The 14,965-nt window shown below is 61.7% G+C and carries 13 protein-coding genes; all 13 read right to left on the bottom strand.

Annotated features, from left to right (window positions below):
- Window positions 1–10: 10 nt before the first annotated feature.
- The 13 genes from AKG11_RS03675 to AKG11_RS03615 all read right to left on the bottom strand — a co-directional run bounded on the left by AKG11_RS03675 (window position 11) and on the right by AKG11_RS03615 (window position 14,612).
- Window positions 11–766, bottom strand: coding sequence for a KilA-N domain-containing protein (locus tag AKG11_RS03675; protein WP_050742977.1), 756 nt, complete (start codon window positions 764–766; stop codon window positions 11–13).
- A 304-nt stretch (window positions 767–1,070) separates the two neighbouring features.
- A complete protein-coding gene (locus AKG11_RS03670) occupies window positions 1,071–1,412 on the bottom strand; it encodes a DUF1515 family protein (protein WP_050742976.1) in 342 nt (113 codons plus the stop codon).
- 129 nt (window positions 1,413–1,541) lie between these two features.
- Complete coding sequence (locus tag AKG11_RS03665; protein ID WP_050742975.1) at window positions 1,542–1,799, bottom strand: hypothetical protein; 258 nt, start codon at window positions 1,797–1,799, stop codon at window positions 1,542–1,544.
- Window positions 1,796–2,608, bottom strand: a complete 813-nt coding sequence (locus tag AKG11_RS03660) for a glycoside hydrolase family 108 protein (RefSeq protein ID WP_050742974.1) — start codon at window positions 2,606–2,608, stop codon at window positions 1,796–1,798. Before AKG11_RS03660 ends, AKG11_RS03665 begins: the two co-directional genes overlap by 4 nt.
- A gap of 75 nt (window positions 2,609–2,683) precedes the next feature.
- Window positions 2,684–2,992, bottom strand: coding sequence for a hypothetical protein (locus AKG11_RS03655; RefSeq protein ID WP_050742973.1), 309 nt, complete (start codon window positions 2,990–2,992; stop codon window positions 2,684–2,686).
- 139 nt (window positions 2,993–3,131) lie between these two features.
- A complete protein-coding gene (locus AKG11_RS03650; RefSeq protein WP_050742972.1) occupies window positions 3,132–3,740 on the bottom strand; it encodes a DUF4376 domain-containing protein in 609 nt (202 codons plus the stop codon).
- A gap of 28 nt (window positions 3,741–3,768) precedes the next feature.
- Window positions 3,769–4,416, bottom strand: a complete 648-nt coding sequence (locus tag AKG11_RS34375; protein ID WP_157255809.1) for a hypothetical protein — start codon at window positions 4,414–4,416, stop codon at window positions 3,769–3,771.
- Window positions 4,416–4,949: a hypothetical protein gene (locus tag AKG11_RS03640; RefSeq protein ID WP_050742970.1), complete on the bottom strand. Its 534-nt coding sequence runs from the start codon at window positions 4,947–4,949 to the stop codon at window positions 4,416–4,418. Before AKG11_RS03640 ends, AKG11_RS34375 begins: the two co-directional genes overlap by 1 nt.
- A 13-nt stretch (window positions 4,950–4,962) precedes the next feature.
- Window positions 4,963–5,403 carry a hypothetical protein gene (locus AKG11_RS03635; protein ID WP_050742969.1) on the bottom strand — a complete coding sequence of 147 codons (441 nt, stop codon included), beginning with the start codon at window positions 5,401–5,403 and terminating at the stop codon, window positions 4,963–4,965.
- A 17-nt stretch (window positions 5,404–5,420) separates the two neighbouring features.
- On the bottom strand, window positions 5,421–6,611 hold the full coding sequence (locus AKG11_RS03630; RefSeq protein WP_050742968.1) for a hypothetical protein: 1,191 nt from the start codon (window positions 6,609–6,611) through the stop codon (window positions 5,421–5,423).
- Window positions 6,612–6,614: 3 nt separating this feature from the next.
- A complete protein-coding gene (locus AKG11_RS03625; RefSeq protein ID WP_050742967.1) occupies window positions 6,615–7,904 on the bottom strand; it encodes a phage tail protein in 1,290 nt (429 codons plus the stop codon).
- A gap of 1 nt (window position 7,905) precedes the next feature.
- On the bottom strand, window positions 7,906–9,447 hold the full coding sequence (locus tag AKG11_RS03620; protein WP_050742966.1) for a hypothetical protein: 1,542 nt from the start codon (window positions 9,445–9,447) through the stop codon (window positions 7,906–7,908).
- Between the two features lie 2 nt (window positions 9,448–9,449).
- Window positions 9,450–14,612: a phage tail length tape measure family protein gene (locus AKG11_RS03615; RefSeq protein WP_050742965.1), complete on the bottom strand. Its 5,163-nt coding sequence runs from the start codon at window positions 14,610–14,612 to the stop codon at window positions 9,450–9,452.
- Window positions 14,613–14,965: the final 353 nt, after the last annotated feature.

Raw genomic sequence — 14,965 nt, 5'->3', positions numbered from 1 at the left:
GAGATCGGGCTCAGACCAAACGCTGCTGCCGATTCCGACGATCATGCTCGATAGCACCCCGTATGGTGGTGGCAGCAATCCGAGTTTCGGTCTTGCACTCGGCATACCCGTTGGCATTCTGATCTTCAATGCGCTCCACAGCCAAAGCCTCGGAGGCCATCGTATAGGCGATCTCAGCAAGAGACATGTGGTCGCGCACGTTGGCCTTTGGGGCTAGCTTGCGGGATATCCGGAGTTCCTTTGCGGTGCCACCCAAGAGGTGTTTATAAGTCTCGTTCGTGCAGTGGGCATATTCATACCACTTAGTTACCCCGTGGGATTTTAGGGTATCGGTATAATCTTTGCGGACCTTCTTCCCGATTTGGCGATGCTGTTCCCGAACCGCGTCACGCTTCGCCCCGTTCTCCCGGATCTCATCAACAAGGGATTCGTCGCCCTTCTTAAAGCGAAGGAAGACGTCGCGGATTTCGACGGCAAGCGTTGGCGAAAGATAAGCGGCATAGCCGAGGGCAATATTCTCGTCAGCCCAGACACCGCCACCGGGTCCCTTTTTGCTGTACCAAACGGATTTGATCTCCGTTTTCCCGAATAGACCGGATTTTCCGGTCTTTTTCCCCACCAAGGCAACCACCTCCTTCTGCGAAGATGGCAAAGCCATGTAGTCGGAAGGCGTCTGATTTTTCGAGAAGCCGGCTGCACTATGAATGTCGCTCAAGCACACGAGACCGCTCTCGTCGACCCGGATCTTCCTCGATTTAAAAAGCATTACTTTCATTTCCGGCATAAGACATAAACCTTTCGTTATGTCGTTATGCGAAGGCCGGCAACTCTTGACATCCTAAAATTAATGAATACATGGACATCATGTGATCACATAGCCTGCCGCAAGGTTGGTACTTCAGGCCCGGTCGGTGCGCTAACACCTTCCGGGCCGCTCTGTTTTTGATCTGCGGATGCAAATCTTGGATCATATCGGTGGTTGATTTGCCTTATTCAAGGCACGCGGCAACGTTTTATTTACCTATCTCTCATTTTCCCTCGCTTGGCTCCGAAGCTCCGAAGCTCCGGGATTAGGACACCCACCCGAACTTTATGAGAATCCATTTCCCGGCCGTGGCGAGTGTTGCCCCAAATGCGGCGGCCACGAAGACGATCAGCATCCGCATGCCGACGAACCGCTCCTTCCAGCGATCAATCTCCTTCGTGGTCGTCTTCACTTCGGCAAGCTGTACCGCGACCCCCTCGAACTTCCTGTCCAGATCGTCCATCCGGCGCTCGAGGTTTTCCGCCTTTGAATACTGCTGCTTCCGATCGGCGCGCGCCTGGTCCTGATCCGCAAGGACACGATCCATCTTCGCGTCTAGTGCGCCGAGCTGCTGATGGACGGCGGCGTCAATCTCAGGTGGGCTCATTTACGGCATCCTGGCTGTGCATTGCATGTGCGGTTATGGCTGACGACCTGATCGGCAAAGGGGCGGTCGTTGGCGACAATGAAGGCTCTTGTCGCGGAGGAAGGCTTGAGGGTTTCGAAGCCCGAGCCGTCAACCACAGACGCCGTCGCGGAACACCCCGCCAAGCTCAGCGCAGACAGCAGCGTCATCCATTTTCTGAACGTCCGCATTGGTGCGGCTCCTTTGCTGGTAGAGGTCGATGGCACGCTCAAGGGTTTCGGCGCGGATGGCCTGTCTTTCGGCCTCACGGGCTGCCGGCAGTGTGAAGGCCTGCACATAGGCGTAGACGATCACGCCGCCGAGGATCGCGCCGGCCGCCAGCTTCAGGCCGGTGATGAGCGGGATCATTGCTCGACCTCGCCGCGGATCTCCTTCACGGCCGCGATGATCTGCCGGCGCATGATGAAGAGCAGGAGAAGGGCGACAAGGGCGACGCCGCCGACGGCCACGATGGTTTCCCAGTTCGCACCGAAAGCTCCGGTCATGGCAGTTCCCGCCACGCCACCAGCGCCAATGAGCCAGCTCCCGCCGTTCGTCTGCTTCTTGACTGCCTTGTCCACAGCGACGGGAACGACCGGCTTTTCAACCTCGACCCGCTTTTCGATTATGGACGGGTTCTCGGGCGTCGGGCGGCCGGACATGGCGAGAGCTTCGATGCGCACGTCACGGACCCGGTTCGACCACCCCTTGCCGAAGGTGTCCCAAAGGCGCTTGCCCTTGCTGGTGATGCGCTGCATGAACGCAAGGCGCTCGTCGCAAAGGCGGTGGATGACGGTGGCCGGGAGAGCGGCCTTCGTGGCCTTGATCGTCGCCGGGCCGATCTTGCCATCTTGTGCGACACCTACAACCTTCTGGAGATACTGCGCCGCGCGCGCCGGCCCACTGTTCACGGCGAAGTCGAAGACGGCGAAGTCGATGCCATCGGGCAGTTCGGCCCCAGCCACGGCATCCCAGTAGAAGCGCCGGTAGACGGTGGCGAGCTGCTGATCGGTGATCTTTCGAAGGTCGTCCTTCGTCGCGTTAGGTTTCACATATCGGCGGAAATTGGCCAACGTGACGCCTTTCATGGTGGCGCCGCCGGGGTCTTTCGGGTGATCGGCCCACCCGCCTTCATGTTTGAGGACGAGCGAGAGCGCTTTCGCGAAATTGCGATCCATGTGTTTGTCCTTTGGGAATAAAAAGCGCCGCCTAAGCGGCTAGGTGCCGTCGCGCACGGATGCGACGGGAGGGAGCTATCGGGCGGAGACGCCCAGAGAGATCAGAAACACGACGAACGGCCCGGCAAGATCCAGAACGTTCTTCCAGCGCCGCCACATGAGCAGCCAGGCCATAGGGGAGCCGGCCTTTAGCTTGAGCCCGGTTTCGCAGTCCCGCTTCTCGCGGCCGATATAGACGGCGAGCATGAGGATGGCGCCATAGAGGAAGCCCGTCGCCGTTGGCACGCCGAACAGCCCGAAGACCACCATCAGCACCAGAGCGAATAGAAGGGCCTCAGCAGCGTGGCCGAGATTGGAGATATCGATTTTGAACTCGTCGAGCATCAGCGGGCCTCTTGATATTCGAGGATGGTTTGAAGGTCGCGCCACTGGCGATCCTCGCGGGAGGCGCAGCCGGTTAGAAGCAGGCAGCACAAGGCCGCCGCGAAAGTTCGGGTTTTCATGGTGGTGTCCTTCGGAAAGCCTACGGCCAGTACGCGTCGTCGGTGTAGTCGAGCGGGATCGGGTCGGCGTCCTTGAGGGCGCGAGCGGCAAAGATCATGCCTTGCTTATGTGCCATCGCGGTCTGTCCGAATGCGAAGACCGTCTGCGCGTCCATGGGGTGGGTGGAGTTGTCGGCCGCGATCCACATGAAATCGCTGTCGCCGCCGTGCCAGCGCAGATTGCCTGGCTGCGCGCCATTCGTCATGGCGGCAAGTGCGGCCAGAGACGCCCCGGTGATGTTTTCGCGATCCTCGGGCCGCGACTGATAGGTTACGCCGCCGAAGACAAAACCGCCGGAGATGCGGCGATCACGCTCAGCATCCACCTGGTCTTCGGTCGGGCGCGGGATATCCACCACCGTGTTGACGTAACGCACCACGCCCTCCACACGCTGGACGTTCGTCGAGTTGACTTGCTTGCCATCAGGAACAGGGACCGCCGCAGCGATCATGTCGTCGCGCCAGAGGCCGACAGCCTCCAGATCGGCAGCGGACCAAAGCTGCTCGATCTCGCGCTGATAAAGCACGCCATCAATGGGTTCTCCCGCCCAGACCGGAAACGGCCCAGGCGCTTCGCGATAAAGCGTCATGATGTCCTCGATGAAATTTTAGCCGATGTCAGGCCCATCCGACACCGATGAGAGAAAGACTCTGCCCGCCGCTAGACGCCATACTGAAGGCCGAACCGATAGAATTTACCCGGCCAGCCTCAGAAACTCGGTTGGAGCTGGTATCGGTGCGGCTCATGTCGATGGTGATATTGGAAGACGACGACAGAGAATTGCCGTTTGCCGCCGCCGCATTATTGACGGCGAACATGCCGACAGCGGAGTTCGATAAACTCAGGGACGGAGACGTGCTGACTGTGGTCAAACTGTCAGATGGTGTCGGGCTATTCGCGATGATACGATATGTCGCAATCCTCTTAGCCAACAGAGTGCCACTTGCGGTGATCGCGATATCCGCAGTTGTCCCCGTCGGAACCGCCGCATAAGCAATCGCCATAGACAAATCTGGGCCGGGCGAGTTGACAACTGTCGCCGCCACGCCGCCGATCGTGCACGAGGAGACAGTGCGGGCGCCTCCCGAGTTTCGGAGGTAAATCGCGACGGCGACGATGCGTTTTGCGTGGGCGGCCCCAATGTTGACGCCCGTCAGTGTTTGGCTGGCAGCGCTATCCCCAGCGGTCTGCTGGAGGTAGTCAATGGTTGGGGTCACAGCCGACTTCCCGCCCATGAGCGCAGCCGCAACCAATCCCGGAAGCATCACGACACCTTCTTTCCGGCAAGGGCCAGCAATACCTTGCCATCGCCCAGCGCAGTCCCGACAAGGACATTGCGAGCGTTCGCCGTGGTATCCCATGCTGGGACCGCCCCCTCTGGGGCCAACCAGTAGGTGGCATTAAGGGCAAGCGTCCGGCCGCCCGTCGCATCCTGCTTGATGTCGAGCACAACCGTCTGGCCCGGCTTGACGTTGCTGGTCGCGCCGAGCGTAATGTTGCCTGTTGCAATGCCGGAAACGAGACCGAGGAACGTCGCGAAGTCGAGCAATACCGTGCCGGTCAGGTTTCCGAGATCGAGGGCGGCAGCAGCGCTCCACACATTGCCGGACGTGAGAACCTTCCCCGCCGCGGCGCCTCGAATATTCGCATCAGAGGCGGTGTCGCCGGCCAGGAAGGCGCTGTCAGCGAGATCCTCTACGCGCCCGCGAACATCCGCCGGTGAAATCTCGCCGGAAACGTTGTCGGGCAGCGCGGCCGCCGCGTCGTCCTTGAGCTGCGTGCGCGTACGTACAGCCATGTCGATCCCTCCATCAAACCTTCAGGACGCGCCAGATGCCGTTCGACGACCAGCGGATCACGAAGGGAATGCCGTCGTCTGAGGACTTCGGCCCATCGAAGTTGATGAAGAACAGCGGCGCGTCATCGGGATCGCTGTCATCGTAGACCACCGCGCCATAAGCGGGCCCGATCGGGCCGCCAGTGGCGGTCACCTCGATGTCGTCGGCATCCAGCATCGAGCCGCTGGTTTCGACGGTTGTGACAGTCGCATTGGCAATCGCTCTCCCGCCCGCCGTCCAGCCATTGCCCGAGACCTCGAAGGCTCCGGCATTGGTGACCTGCGTCAATTCCGTGTTGGCGGCCGTGAAGCTTGCGCCGTCGCTCAGAAGCATCACCTTGAGCGTGGCGAGATTGATGTTGCCGCCGTTGATGAGCGTCGCCGTGTGATTGTAGGGCTGGGTGGTAACTGCCATGGGATGATCCTTTCCGATCAGGAGAAACCGGCATTGAAGCCGGAGCCGAATGCGCCCATCGGCTGCGGCGGATAGAGAGCGAAAGCAAAGTCGCAGGACGGAACATCGATGGCCGCCCCGGTGATGATGTCGGGCGCGAAATCCGTGAATGTGAACTCGACGACCGGAACGTCGATCTCGGTCGGGTTACCCAGCACCGGCAGATAGGTGGCGAACTGGAACGTGGTCGCCGGCACGTCGATCGCGGCCCCGGTCACCACATCAGGCGCGAATGTGGTGACGGTGAAGGTGCAGGACGGAATGTCTATGGCCGAGCCTGCGATGATGTCCGGCGCGAAGGCTGCAAACTGGAAGGTGACGGTCGGCACCACGACCGCATCTTCGACCACGGCTGCAGACGCTACCCGCTCTTCAACACCGAAACCGAAATTGGAACGCCCGACCACCGCCTGGGAAAGCGCGTCCAGCTGCGTGACGGTCGCGAAGAACCGCCGCGCCTGTGCATTCGTGCGGTCACCCTGCTCCGGGATAATGAAGACCTCACGGTCGAAGCCGACGTAGCGCAGGAAGTCATAGACCGAGCCGAACGCTTCCGGGTCCGGTAGGTACTCGAACGCACACTGCCACTGGCGCGGGCTGATGCGCCGCCATTGCACCGATTTACCGGATAGCGTGCTGGAGGAGAGCGTGTTGTTCCGAAACGAGAGTGTCGCGCCATAGGAATAGTTGAACGAAGGAGACAGGCCCTCAGCCAGAAACAGCCGGGAAACCTCGATCGATCCGGCTGGATTGAGCGGATCGTCAATCTCCACCAGCCAATAGCGCGCCGTCACCGGCTGATCGAACGCCGCCGACAGGATCGGCGCCCGCTCGTCGTCTCGCCATGTATCGCCGGCCTCGCCGCCATCGCGCCATTCAGTTTGGAACAGCGGTGCGCTATAGTCGCCACCCGCATAGGCGGAAACACGCACTCGGCAGGTCGTCGTCGCATTCGGCAGCGCGAGGGCAAACCCGCGAACATCCACGGCTCGCCGCATGTCGACGCGGATACGGGCATCCGCTGCAAGCAGCGTGGCCGACCGCGCGATGCTCGAGTATCTGTCGTTCTGGACGTTGCGGAGGGCGACATCGCCGTCGGCAATCCAGCTCCCGCCGCTGAGAAGCGCCTTGTCGGAGGATGGACGAAAGAGAAAGACAGCGTCAGACATCGCTCACCCGCAATGATATGTGCATGCGACAAGGCGAACCTCGTCCGGATGGGTAAAGGTCACGTCCTCGCGTGCCTTGGCGACGGTGAAGGAATAGACGATCTCGTCGCCTTGCCGCTCAGCCTTGCCGCGCATCGACGACGTGATCAGCAGGTCGCCGGCGGCGATGTCGCCGCCCCGGCCGCAAACGTTGATCTGGCCCTCGCCTACCGAGTTCACGACCAGCCGGTCGTACTTGTGGCAGATGAGCCGCTCCATCAGCGTCGGAAGGCCGAGATCGTCATCTCGTGGAAGGACGGCGAAATAACCGCCGAGCTTTCGATCCTGCGCAACACGGCGGGAGACAACGCCAAGAGCGCCCTTCTGCGCGCGATGATTGGCAACCTCCACTTCGGTGAGCGTGTCGTCGATGCCTCTGCGTAGCAGCACGCGAAGATCAACAACGATGTCACCCTCCACCAATGCGACATCCGGCCGGATCATGGCGTCGTGCTGCCCGGTAAAGGGACCATATCCCCCGTTCTGAGCATAGAATGCGTAACCGCCATTCGCCGAGGCTCGGCCGATGAAGGCAACGCCGCCGCTGGAATTGCCCGAGTTGCGGATGCGCGCGCCATCCCGGCCGGACCCCGTGCCGAGGTTGTCGACATCGAGGACGGCCGGGTTCAAACCGCGCCCGGCTAGACGGGCGGCAGGACCGTTGCCGTCATTCTGAACGTTCATGACCGGCGCGGGGCCATAGTTGCCGTAGAACGATGCGACCGTATTGTCTGCGATGGCGCGAATTTGCGCGGTGGCGACCGATCCGCTTTGGTAGACAAGCAACGCATTCTGGTCGCTATTCATCTCGACACGAGCGCCAGAGGCAGCCGTGCGGATGAATGAGCCGGTGATGATCACGCCGGTGATACTGCCCGCTGTGATGCTGCCTGCGTTGGCGCTGACATCCGAAAGGACGTTCGCACTCGGTGTCGTGCTGGTCGTCGTGCCGAGAATGCCGGCCGTCGGGCTTTCCGGGAACCACTCCCCGAGATTGCCCGAAGCATCGCGCGCCCGGATCCAGTAGCGCCGGGAGACCGACTTGCCGAGCCCGCCGCGCACATATTGCGCCCCGAAGATCTCGGCAACCTTGACCGCCGAATCCCGATTGTTGGCCGTCGCCTCCCAGATCTCCACCTTGTCGAGGCGCAGATAGGGCAAGCAGCTTGCTTCGGTCACCGACCAGCCAAGCGCAATCTGCCCGACGCCGCCGGTGGCCGTCAGCCCGGAAACGGTGATCCCGCTATCGGCCATCTCAGCCCCAAACCGTCAGGGTGACGGTGTAATCGCGCAAGGTTTCCTCTCGGCCGATCACCACCATGTTGCGGCCCGCCTCGTATCCCCATCGCGGCAGGACGATCTTCACCGTCTTCCCGAGCTGGAAGGCGTCCGCATCCGCGTGGGGCATCGAGAAAGACAGGATGTCCCGCCGCACGCTGTAGAGATCCAGCCAGCGAGCCGCCTCTGCCTCTGCCGCCTCCTGGTCGACGATGAGGGTGGAAACCCGCATTTCAGGCGCAAGCAGATGCTTGACGCGCACCGCTGCGTCCTCGATCTTTTCCTCGCGCATCTCGGCTGCGAGAAACGCCCGCCGCGCCATCTCGACGCAGCCGCCGAGCTGGGCATCGTCCTGAACCTGCCAGTTGCGGGCATATTCGAGAACGACGCGCCACGCCGGCAGGCCGCCGTCCGTGTCCGTCGACGTGATGATGCCTAGGCTGTCCTTCAGCATGTCGTCATCGTTGATGTTGCCGACAGGCACGCCGGGCGCCAGCAAACGCCCAGCCTCAAAAGCACCGTCTGCACCCGGAATGATCCACCCGCCGACCGACGCCAGCACATCCCCCATGGCGGCAAGCCCGGCCGTCTGCGTGTCGAGCCAGATCCCGGCTTCCATCTGCGCCGAGGCGTCCAGCGTATTGAAGCTCGCGACGTTGACATTGCCGGAGCCGGTCAGGCCCATCTTCGCCAGCATCCGACGCACGACGGCGCCCGGATAGCGCGCCGCAGCGGTCGCCCCCTCCAATACATCGGCCGTTACGACAAAGGCCGGCGAGCCGCCAAGCCGGAAGAGACCGAGGGCAAGACAGGTATCAAACCGTCCCGGCCGGATCGTTGCCGCCTGCAACGCGGCAATATTGGCATGGTTGACGCCGAGCGTGAGCGGCACGCCGCCGTCATAGACCGCGATCGACGACACCGCTCCGTCGTGCACCTGGTAGATCAGGTCAAAGGCATTCGCGAGGGCCGGCGGCACATTGAGGCAATGCCCGAAGCACAGCGGTTTGACGCTGTCTTTCAGGTCGAGATTGCCCTCGGCGGTTGGTCCGGCCGAGATCGTCGTGCCGGCATAGACATTCTCCTGTATCGGCTTGTCGATGGACCGGCGGCGATCGTAGAAGCGCAGCCGAAAACCAAGCCAGGCATTATCGGCATCCAACCGTTCGACCGTGCCGCGAAGAACCGTGATTGCGCTGGAATACGGCGCCCGGCGCGACGACAGCCGCTTGACCACCACGGTGCGTCCGTCAAAGCCATAGTCGATCCAGCCATCAAGCTCGCCGTTGGCGTTCGAAAGCTGGATCTCACCATAGCTGACCTCGGATCGCCCGGTCGTGCGCGCCGGCCCGAACAGGTGGCGCACGAAGCTGCCGGGGTCCGCCACCACGTCGAGATAGTGCGCGTTCGGCGGATTGTCGCCGGGGCCGGTGTTGTAGCCGCAGGTGGCGACACGCAACACCTTATCGGCATCGCCGACCCAGGCCGCGATTTCGATGAGATATTCGGGGGCGTTCATGCTTACCTTCTCAGGCTTTGCTGGTTGACCTTCCGGCCGACATCCTCGGTCGCCCGAGTGCCACTTTCGACGGCGCTGGCAACATGCTGCGCCCCCGCGGCAACGACCTTGTCGCCTTCCTTCCGCTCGGCCCGCAGCGCCGCGACCTCAGCCCGGAGCGCCCGAAGTTCGGCCGCGACGGCAGAGTTGTCATTGCTCGGCACAGTGCCAGTCCGGTTGACGTGATCGAGGAATGGACGCGTCGTCGCCGTGACGGAAGTAGCACGGATGATCTGCTCACCGCCGGCCAGCGCGATGTTTCCACCGCCGGCATAGCGCGCGAGGACGCTGTCCCGATCATAGATGCCGTTCCCGACAATCCCGCCGTCGGCATAAGCACCCACAATCCCGCCGAACTGCATGCCGGACTTCGGCATCAGGCTCTTCAGAATCTCGGTGTATGCCCGGGCGAGCATGTCATATTCCTTGCCAGAACCGGCCGACGCGAAGGCGCTCCAGACGCTGGCGATCTCGGCCGGTGCAACACTGCTGCCGGTCTCTTTCTTGTAGGCCTGGAGCTGACCGTAAAAATCCTTCACCGACTTCGACCAGTGCTTCGTCGGATCGAACTCCTCGCTGGAGCCGCCGAGACCATCGAGCTTGTCGATCGACGACTGCAGGGCGGCGATGGCATCCGCCACCGACATCACGCTATCGTTGATGTCGATCAGCTTGGACACCTGATCCTTCAGCGTCACGAGCTGCTGCTCGGACGTGGACAGCTGCCCCTTGGCCGACGAAAGCGCCTGATCGAGAATGGCCTCCACCTGGGTGAAGATCGCAAAATACTGCTCGCTGGAGGCATAATAGGCCCGCGCCTCCTCCAGGTACTGCCGCGACACATCCTCCAGCTCGCCCATCGCCGTCTCATCGCCGGCAAGCGCCTTCTGCGACACTTCCTGGAAACGCTTCTGCGCCTCCGCGAACTTGTCGAACGGTGACAGCGGGGAAAGCTGGTCGTCGAGTTTCAGGGAAACCTTGAATTTCTCGATGCTGCTGATGAAGCTCTTGAGGCGGCTGATCGTGCCCTCGATTGCGCGCGCCTCCTCGTCATAGGCTGCACGCAGGTCCGCCTTGGCACGATCAACCGCCGCCTGTGCCTCGGCGATACCGCCGGAGGGCGAAATCCCCTTGAAGACCTTGGCGAGATCCGGGAACAGCTTGGCAAGGTATTTCAGGTCGTCGCCGGAAAGACCGGCCTCACGCGAGATTTCCCGGAGCGACAACGTCAGTTCCGTGAAGGCCATGGACGTGTCGATGCCCAGCGCCTTACTGTCCTTGAGGCGTTCCTCATAGAGCTTCATGGCGTCCATCACATCATTGATGTAGCCGGCGCCCGAAAGCTCGTTGATCGAGCGCGTGAGGTCCTTCACATAGTCGTCGCGCAGCTTTTTCAGGGCCTCGGATAGACCCTTCGCAATCGCATCCGCAGCCTCATCGGCCGTCATGCCGAGCTTTTCGAGTGTGGTCTGGAGCCCGGCCGCCGTGCCTTCCAGCGTCTGGATGGCCGTCTCGATCTGGGTAAACTCCTCCGCACCGGTCAACTGGCGCAGCGCCATTTCCTGCGCCGCCTTCTGGGCGCCCTCGATGGCACGCTGCAGTTCCTTCTCGCGCTCCAGGCGCTCCTTGATCTGATCGGCCGTCAGGATGTTACCGAGATCGTCGAAGACGACGCCGAGGTCGGTCATCTTCTTCATCAGGGCGTCGACGGAAGAGAACGCGGCAACCTCGTACTGCTCATTCCTCGGCCCGGTCATCGTGAACGCCTCAATGCCGAGCTTCTTCAGCTCGTCCGCATAGCGCGTGACCGCCGTGCGATAGTCCTGCGAGATCGGGTCATAGTAGCGCTTACGATCGTCATCCTGCCCGAGCTTGAAGGCACTGGTCCCGGTGGAGTTGTCAGCCTCCTTCTTCGTCAGCTTGGCCTTCTCGTAGTCGCCGCCCGTCTCGGCGAACCATTCCGCATCCTTCACAAAGCCGACGAGCGTGTCCGACAGATCACTGATGGCCTTCTGCGCCCGGACAAAGGCACCATCCATGCCGTGGCCGCTCTCCATGGCTTTCATCACGCCATCGAGCCCGCGCCGCCAGTCGTCGACCAGGAAGTTAAAAAACGTCTCGGAAGCGAGATCGAGTTCCTTCACCAAGGCGCTATCGCCGGCCTTCGAAGCGAGCTTGCGCGCCTTGGCGATTTCGTCGCTCATCTGGCGCCAGGCGCTTTCGGATTCCCCGGATGGGGTGCCCATGGCCGCGTCAATCAGGGACTGGATCGCGCCCCGCTGCGATTCAAGCTCTGCCCTCGCCTGCTCTTTTTCCTTCCGCTTCTGACGGCTCCTGCCGAAGATACCGCCAAGGATGCCAAGGACCGCACCGCCGATGATGCCAATCGGCCCGGCCGCCGAGCCGAGACCAAGCGCAGAGAGTGCCGGAGCCGCACCAAAACCTGACATAGCACCGGAGAGGCCGCCCATAAGCGGATTCCCGGACTGGTAACCGCCGGCAAAGGCACCGAACGCAGCGCCGCCGAGACCAAGCAAGGCCTCCAGCTTCCCCATCTGCCCTGTCGCGCCGGGCGAATCCATGCCCTGCATAGTGGCATTCTGCTGCACCCGGCGATTTGCATCGACAACGCCGTCGGAAACACCCTGACGAAGGCTGCCCGGATAGGCATCCACCGCCGACTGCACCTTGCCCACATACTGCGGGACGGTGTTGTAACCATCGCTGGCGTTGCCCGCGCGCGAGATCGGACGCCCGGAAAACCACACGGACGTAGCATCGGCCATCGAGCCGAATTTGTCGGCGGACTGGCTGAACTTGGCATAGAAAATCTTGTCCTGCGCCGACTGATCCGCGAGGAATTCCTTGATCGAGAGCGACTGCCCCAGAACTTCCTTGGTCCATGTCGAGATATTCGCGCCCATGACCTGATAGGCGCCATAGGCACGGTCGCCGCGGCTCGTCACGGGGCCGACTGCGCCGTAATTTCCGGCATAGGAGCCGCTTTCGATCTTACGGATTCCTGCCGCCCATACGTCGAGGCCCGACTTGAACCCGGTCGTCACGGTCGGCGCGACGGCGCCACCGATCTCCCGACCGATCGCAATGGCCGACGCCTTGGTATCGGCAGCAGAACGGCCACCGAAACTGGAAAGATCGAAGATGGATTTCCCGGCCTTCAGGTTCCCGATCATGCGATCGAGACCCATCTGCGCGAACTGCTTGCCGATATTGGCAAACAGCTTCATCAACTGCTCAGTCGCATCGCCGGATTCATAGAGAATATCCAAGAGGCCGCCGAGCGCATTCGCGCCGATATCGCCGACCTCCTGCAATTCATCCTGTGCCGTGCGCCACTGGTCGTTCAGACGGATCTGGTCTGCGATGGCGTCGTCCATGTGCGACTTGTATTCGTCACCATAGAGGTTGCGCATCTGGGAGGCGACGCGCTGATCGACCGGGCTGCGGGCCATCTGCTCCCGCTCGAAAAGCAGGTCAGATTTTACCCGTGCCTCTTCCAGAGCCTGAGCAAGCTGTCCATATTCCTGTGCTAGGCCATGGATCTCGCGGCGCTGGTCCGGTGTGATCTTGCCGAGCTTTTCCATCGTCTGCGCAAGCAGGTCCTGCTCAAAGCGCAGCGCATCCGCCGCCGCCCCGCTCGTGCCGGAAAGCTCCAGTTCAAGCCGCATCTGGTCAATGCGCTGATTGGCACTGAGGATAAGATCTCGGTAGCCTTCCCTCAGCTTCTGGAGTTGCTTTTCCTGCTTCTCCGCACCTGGCAGGCCTTCAAGCTCGATCAACGGCCGGCGGGATGGCGTGCCGGGCACGCGAGGCAAGAACTCCTGTTCAGAAAGGAAGCGTCCACTCTCGGACCAGAGCGGCGACAGGCTTGGCAGCGAGGTAAGGGACTTAGCCTCATTCGCAACCTCGCGCATTTTATCGGCCACGTCGGTAAGGTTATCCAGGAGCTCCTTCACGGCCGGCGCGGCATTGTCCTGAAAGATTGCGGACAGGGCGCCGATGGCATCGTTCAATTTGAATGTTGGATCCCTGCCCTCGTCGATGGCGTCTTTCACGCCAAGCATGCTTTCCCGGAACGCGCGGACTTGCTCGACATCAGCCGAATTGATCGCATTCGACAGACTATAGTCGGTGTCCATCCGCCCGATCGCGCCGAGAAGCCCCTCCATCTCTGCTTTGAGGCCCTTGATTTTCATCTCGGCCGCCGCCGAGACGGCGGCATATCGCTCCTGGGACTCGCGGGCCCGATCAAGCTCATCCGCATAGGCCTTTAGCGCCGGAGCGGCATCAGCCCATCTCGAAGCCACCGCTCGGATGAGATCCTCTTGCTTCCGCAGCTGTTCCTCGATCTGAACAGCCCCGTCGTCGGCAGCCATGAAGTACTGCACGGCAGCAGCCGCAGCCGCAACGAGGCCGATCGTTACGAGAGAGACGGGATTGATGATGGAGAGGAAGGCACCGCCGAGCGACCGAACCGCGCCGGCAGCACCCATCGGGCCGAGCACAGCAGAAATCTGGGTGCCCTGCTGCAGCGCGATCTGGAGCGGCGACATCCCCATGGCGGACGTGACCGCAATATCCTGAAATTGTGCAGCGAGGTTCGCCGTCGCGAACTGCGCATTGTCGTTTGCGGCGGCAAGTCGCCTTGATGCCTGCGCCATCTCGTTTGTCGAGGCCACAGCCGTCCGCCCAACGTTCCTCACATCCGCGAGTTGCGCCGCGTGCTTTGCCTCCAGAGCGACAAGATTTCGCAGTGCATTTTCCTGCGTCTCGTATCCAAGCACCACGGCATTTGCCGCGACGACGGCCGCCTGTTGCGCTTCACGGCGCAGCTTGATCTCAAGACCGGTTGCCCTGTTGACGGAGGACTGCAAATTTTCCCAGGCCTTCTGCTCCCGCGAAATGCGCTCGACCTTCTGAGTGGTGATCGCAAGACCCTTCTCCTGCATGGCCGCGAACTTGCCCATGGCAGTACTGAAGGCAGAGACAGCGCCAGTCGTCTGCTGCGTCGACCGGGCAGCATTGTCCATCCCGCGCTCGTACTGGTCGAGCACGCGAAGAGCGCCAGATCCGTCGATGACCAGTTCCGTGACAACTTGCGACAAGGGACGGCTTCCTTCAGGTTAGGATGACAGCGCGCAACATCAGGACGACTGCGAACTGAGCCAGGCGTCATCCAAATCTTCGATCAAGCGGATTTCCCAGGGGGCCATCCGCACACCGGAATTGCGAACGAATGCGTCGATGTCGGGCCAGGTTATCCGCGCCGGCCCCAGGCCGGTCGAGGAGCATCGGCGACGTATCCGAAAATAGATCGACCAGAGATAATCGAGGGCTTCCGGACGAGGAGGGACCCACAGCTGCTCTTCAAGTTCAGCCCGCTTCCCGCCGCTTCGTGCCCGCTCCAGGAGCCCTTGAAGGGTCTCCCGGAGGGAGTGGCCATCCTTGTCGCGGGCGG

Origin of the sequence: Shinella sp. SUS2 (genome assembly GCF_001262505.1) — a bacterium.
Taxonomy (GTDB): domain Bacteria; phylum Pseudomonadota; class Alphaproteobacteria; order Rhizobiales; family Rhizobiaceae; genus Shinella.
This window is presented reverse-complemented; position numbering and strand designations above follow the sequence as displayed.

Coding starts and splice junctions, on each gene's coding strand:
- AKG11_RS03630 (WP_050742968.1), bottom strand. CDS start 6,611: ATGTCTGACGCTGTCTTTCTCTTTCGTCCATCCTCCGACAAGGCGCTT.
- AKG11_RS03625 (WP_050742967.1), bottom strand. CDS start 7,904: ATGGCCGATAGCGGGATCACCGTTTCCGGGCTGACGGCCACCGGCGGC.
- AKG11_RS34375 (WP_157255809.1), bottom strand. CDS start 4,416: ATGCTTCCGGGATTGGTTGCGGCTGCGCTCATGGGCGGGAAGTCGGCT.
- AKG11_RS03620 (WP_050742966.1), bottom strand. CDS start 9,447: ATGAACGCCCCCGAATATCTCATCGAAATCGCGGCCTGGGTCGGCGAT.
- AKG11_RS03640 (WP_050742970.1), bottom strand. CDS start 4,949: ATGGCTGTACGTACGCGCACGCAGCTCAAGGACGACGCGGCGGCCGCG.
- AKG11_RS03650 (WP_050742972.1), bottom strand. CDS start 3,740: ATGACGCTTTATCGCGAAGCGCCTGGGCCGTTTCCGGTCTGGGCGGGA.
- AKG11_RS03635 (WP_050742969.1), bottom strand. CDS start 5,403: ATGGCAGTTACCACCCAGCCCTACAATCACACGGCGACGCTCATCAAC.
- AKG11_RS03665 (WP_050742975.1), bottom strand. CDS start 1,799: ATGATCCCGCTCATCACCGGCCTGAAGCTGGCGGCCGGCGCGATCCTC.
- AKG11_RS03660 (WP_050742974.1), bottom strand. CDS start 2,608: ATGGATCGCAATTTCGCGAAAGCGCTCTCGCTCGTCCTCAAACATGAA.
- AKG11_RS03675 (WP_050742977.1), bottom strand. CDS start 766: ATGCTTTTTAAATCGAGGAAGATCCGGGTCGACGAGAGCGGTCTCGTG.
- AKG11_RS03670 (WP_050742976.1), bottom strand. CDS start 1,412: ATGAGCCCACCTGAGATTGACGCCGCCGTCCATCAGCAGCTCGGCGCA.
- AKG11_RS03655 (WP_050742973.1), bottom strand. CDS start 2,992: ATGCTCGACGAGTTCAAAATCGATATCTCCAATCTCGGCCACGCTGCT.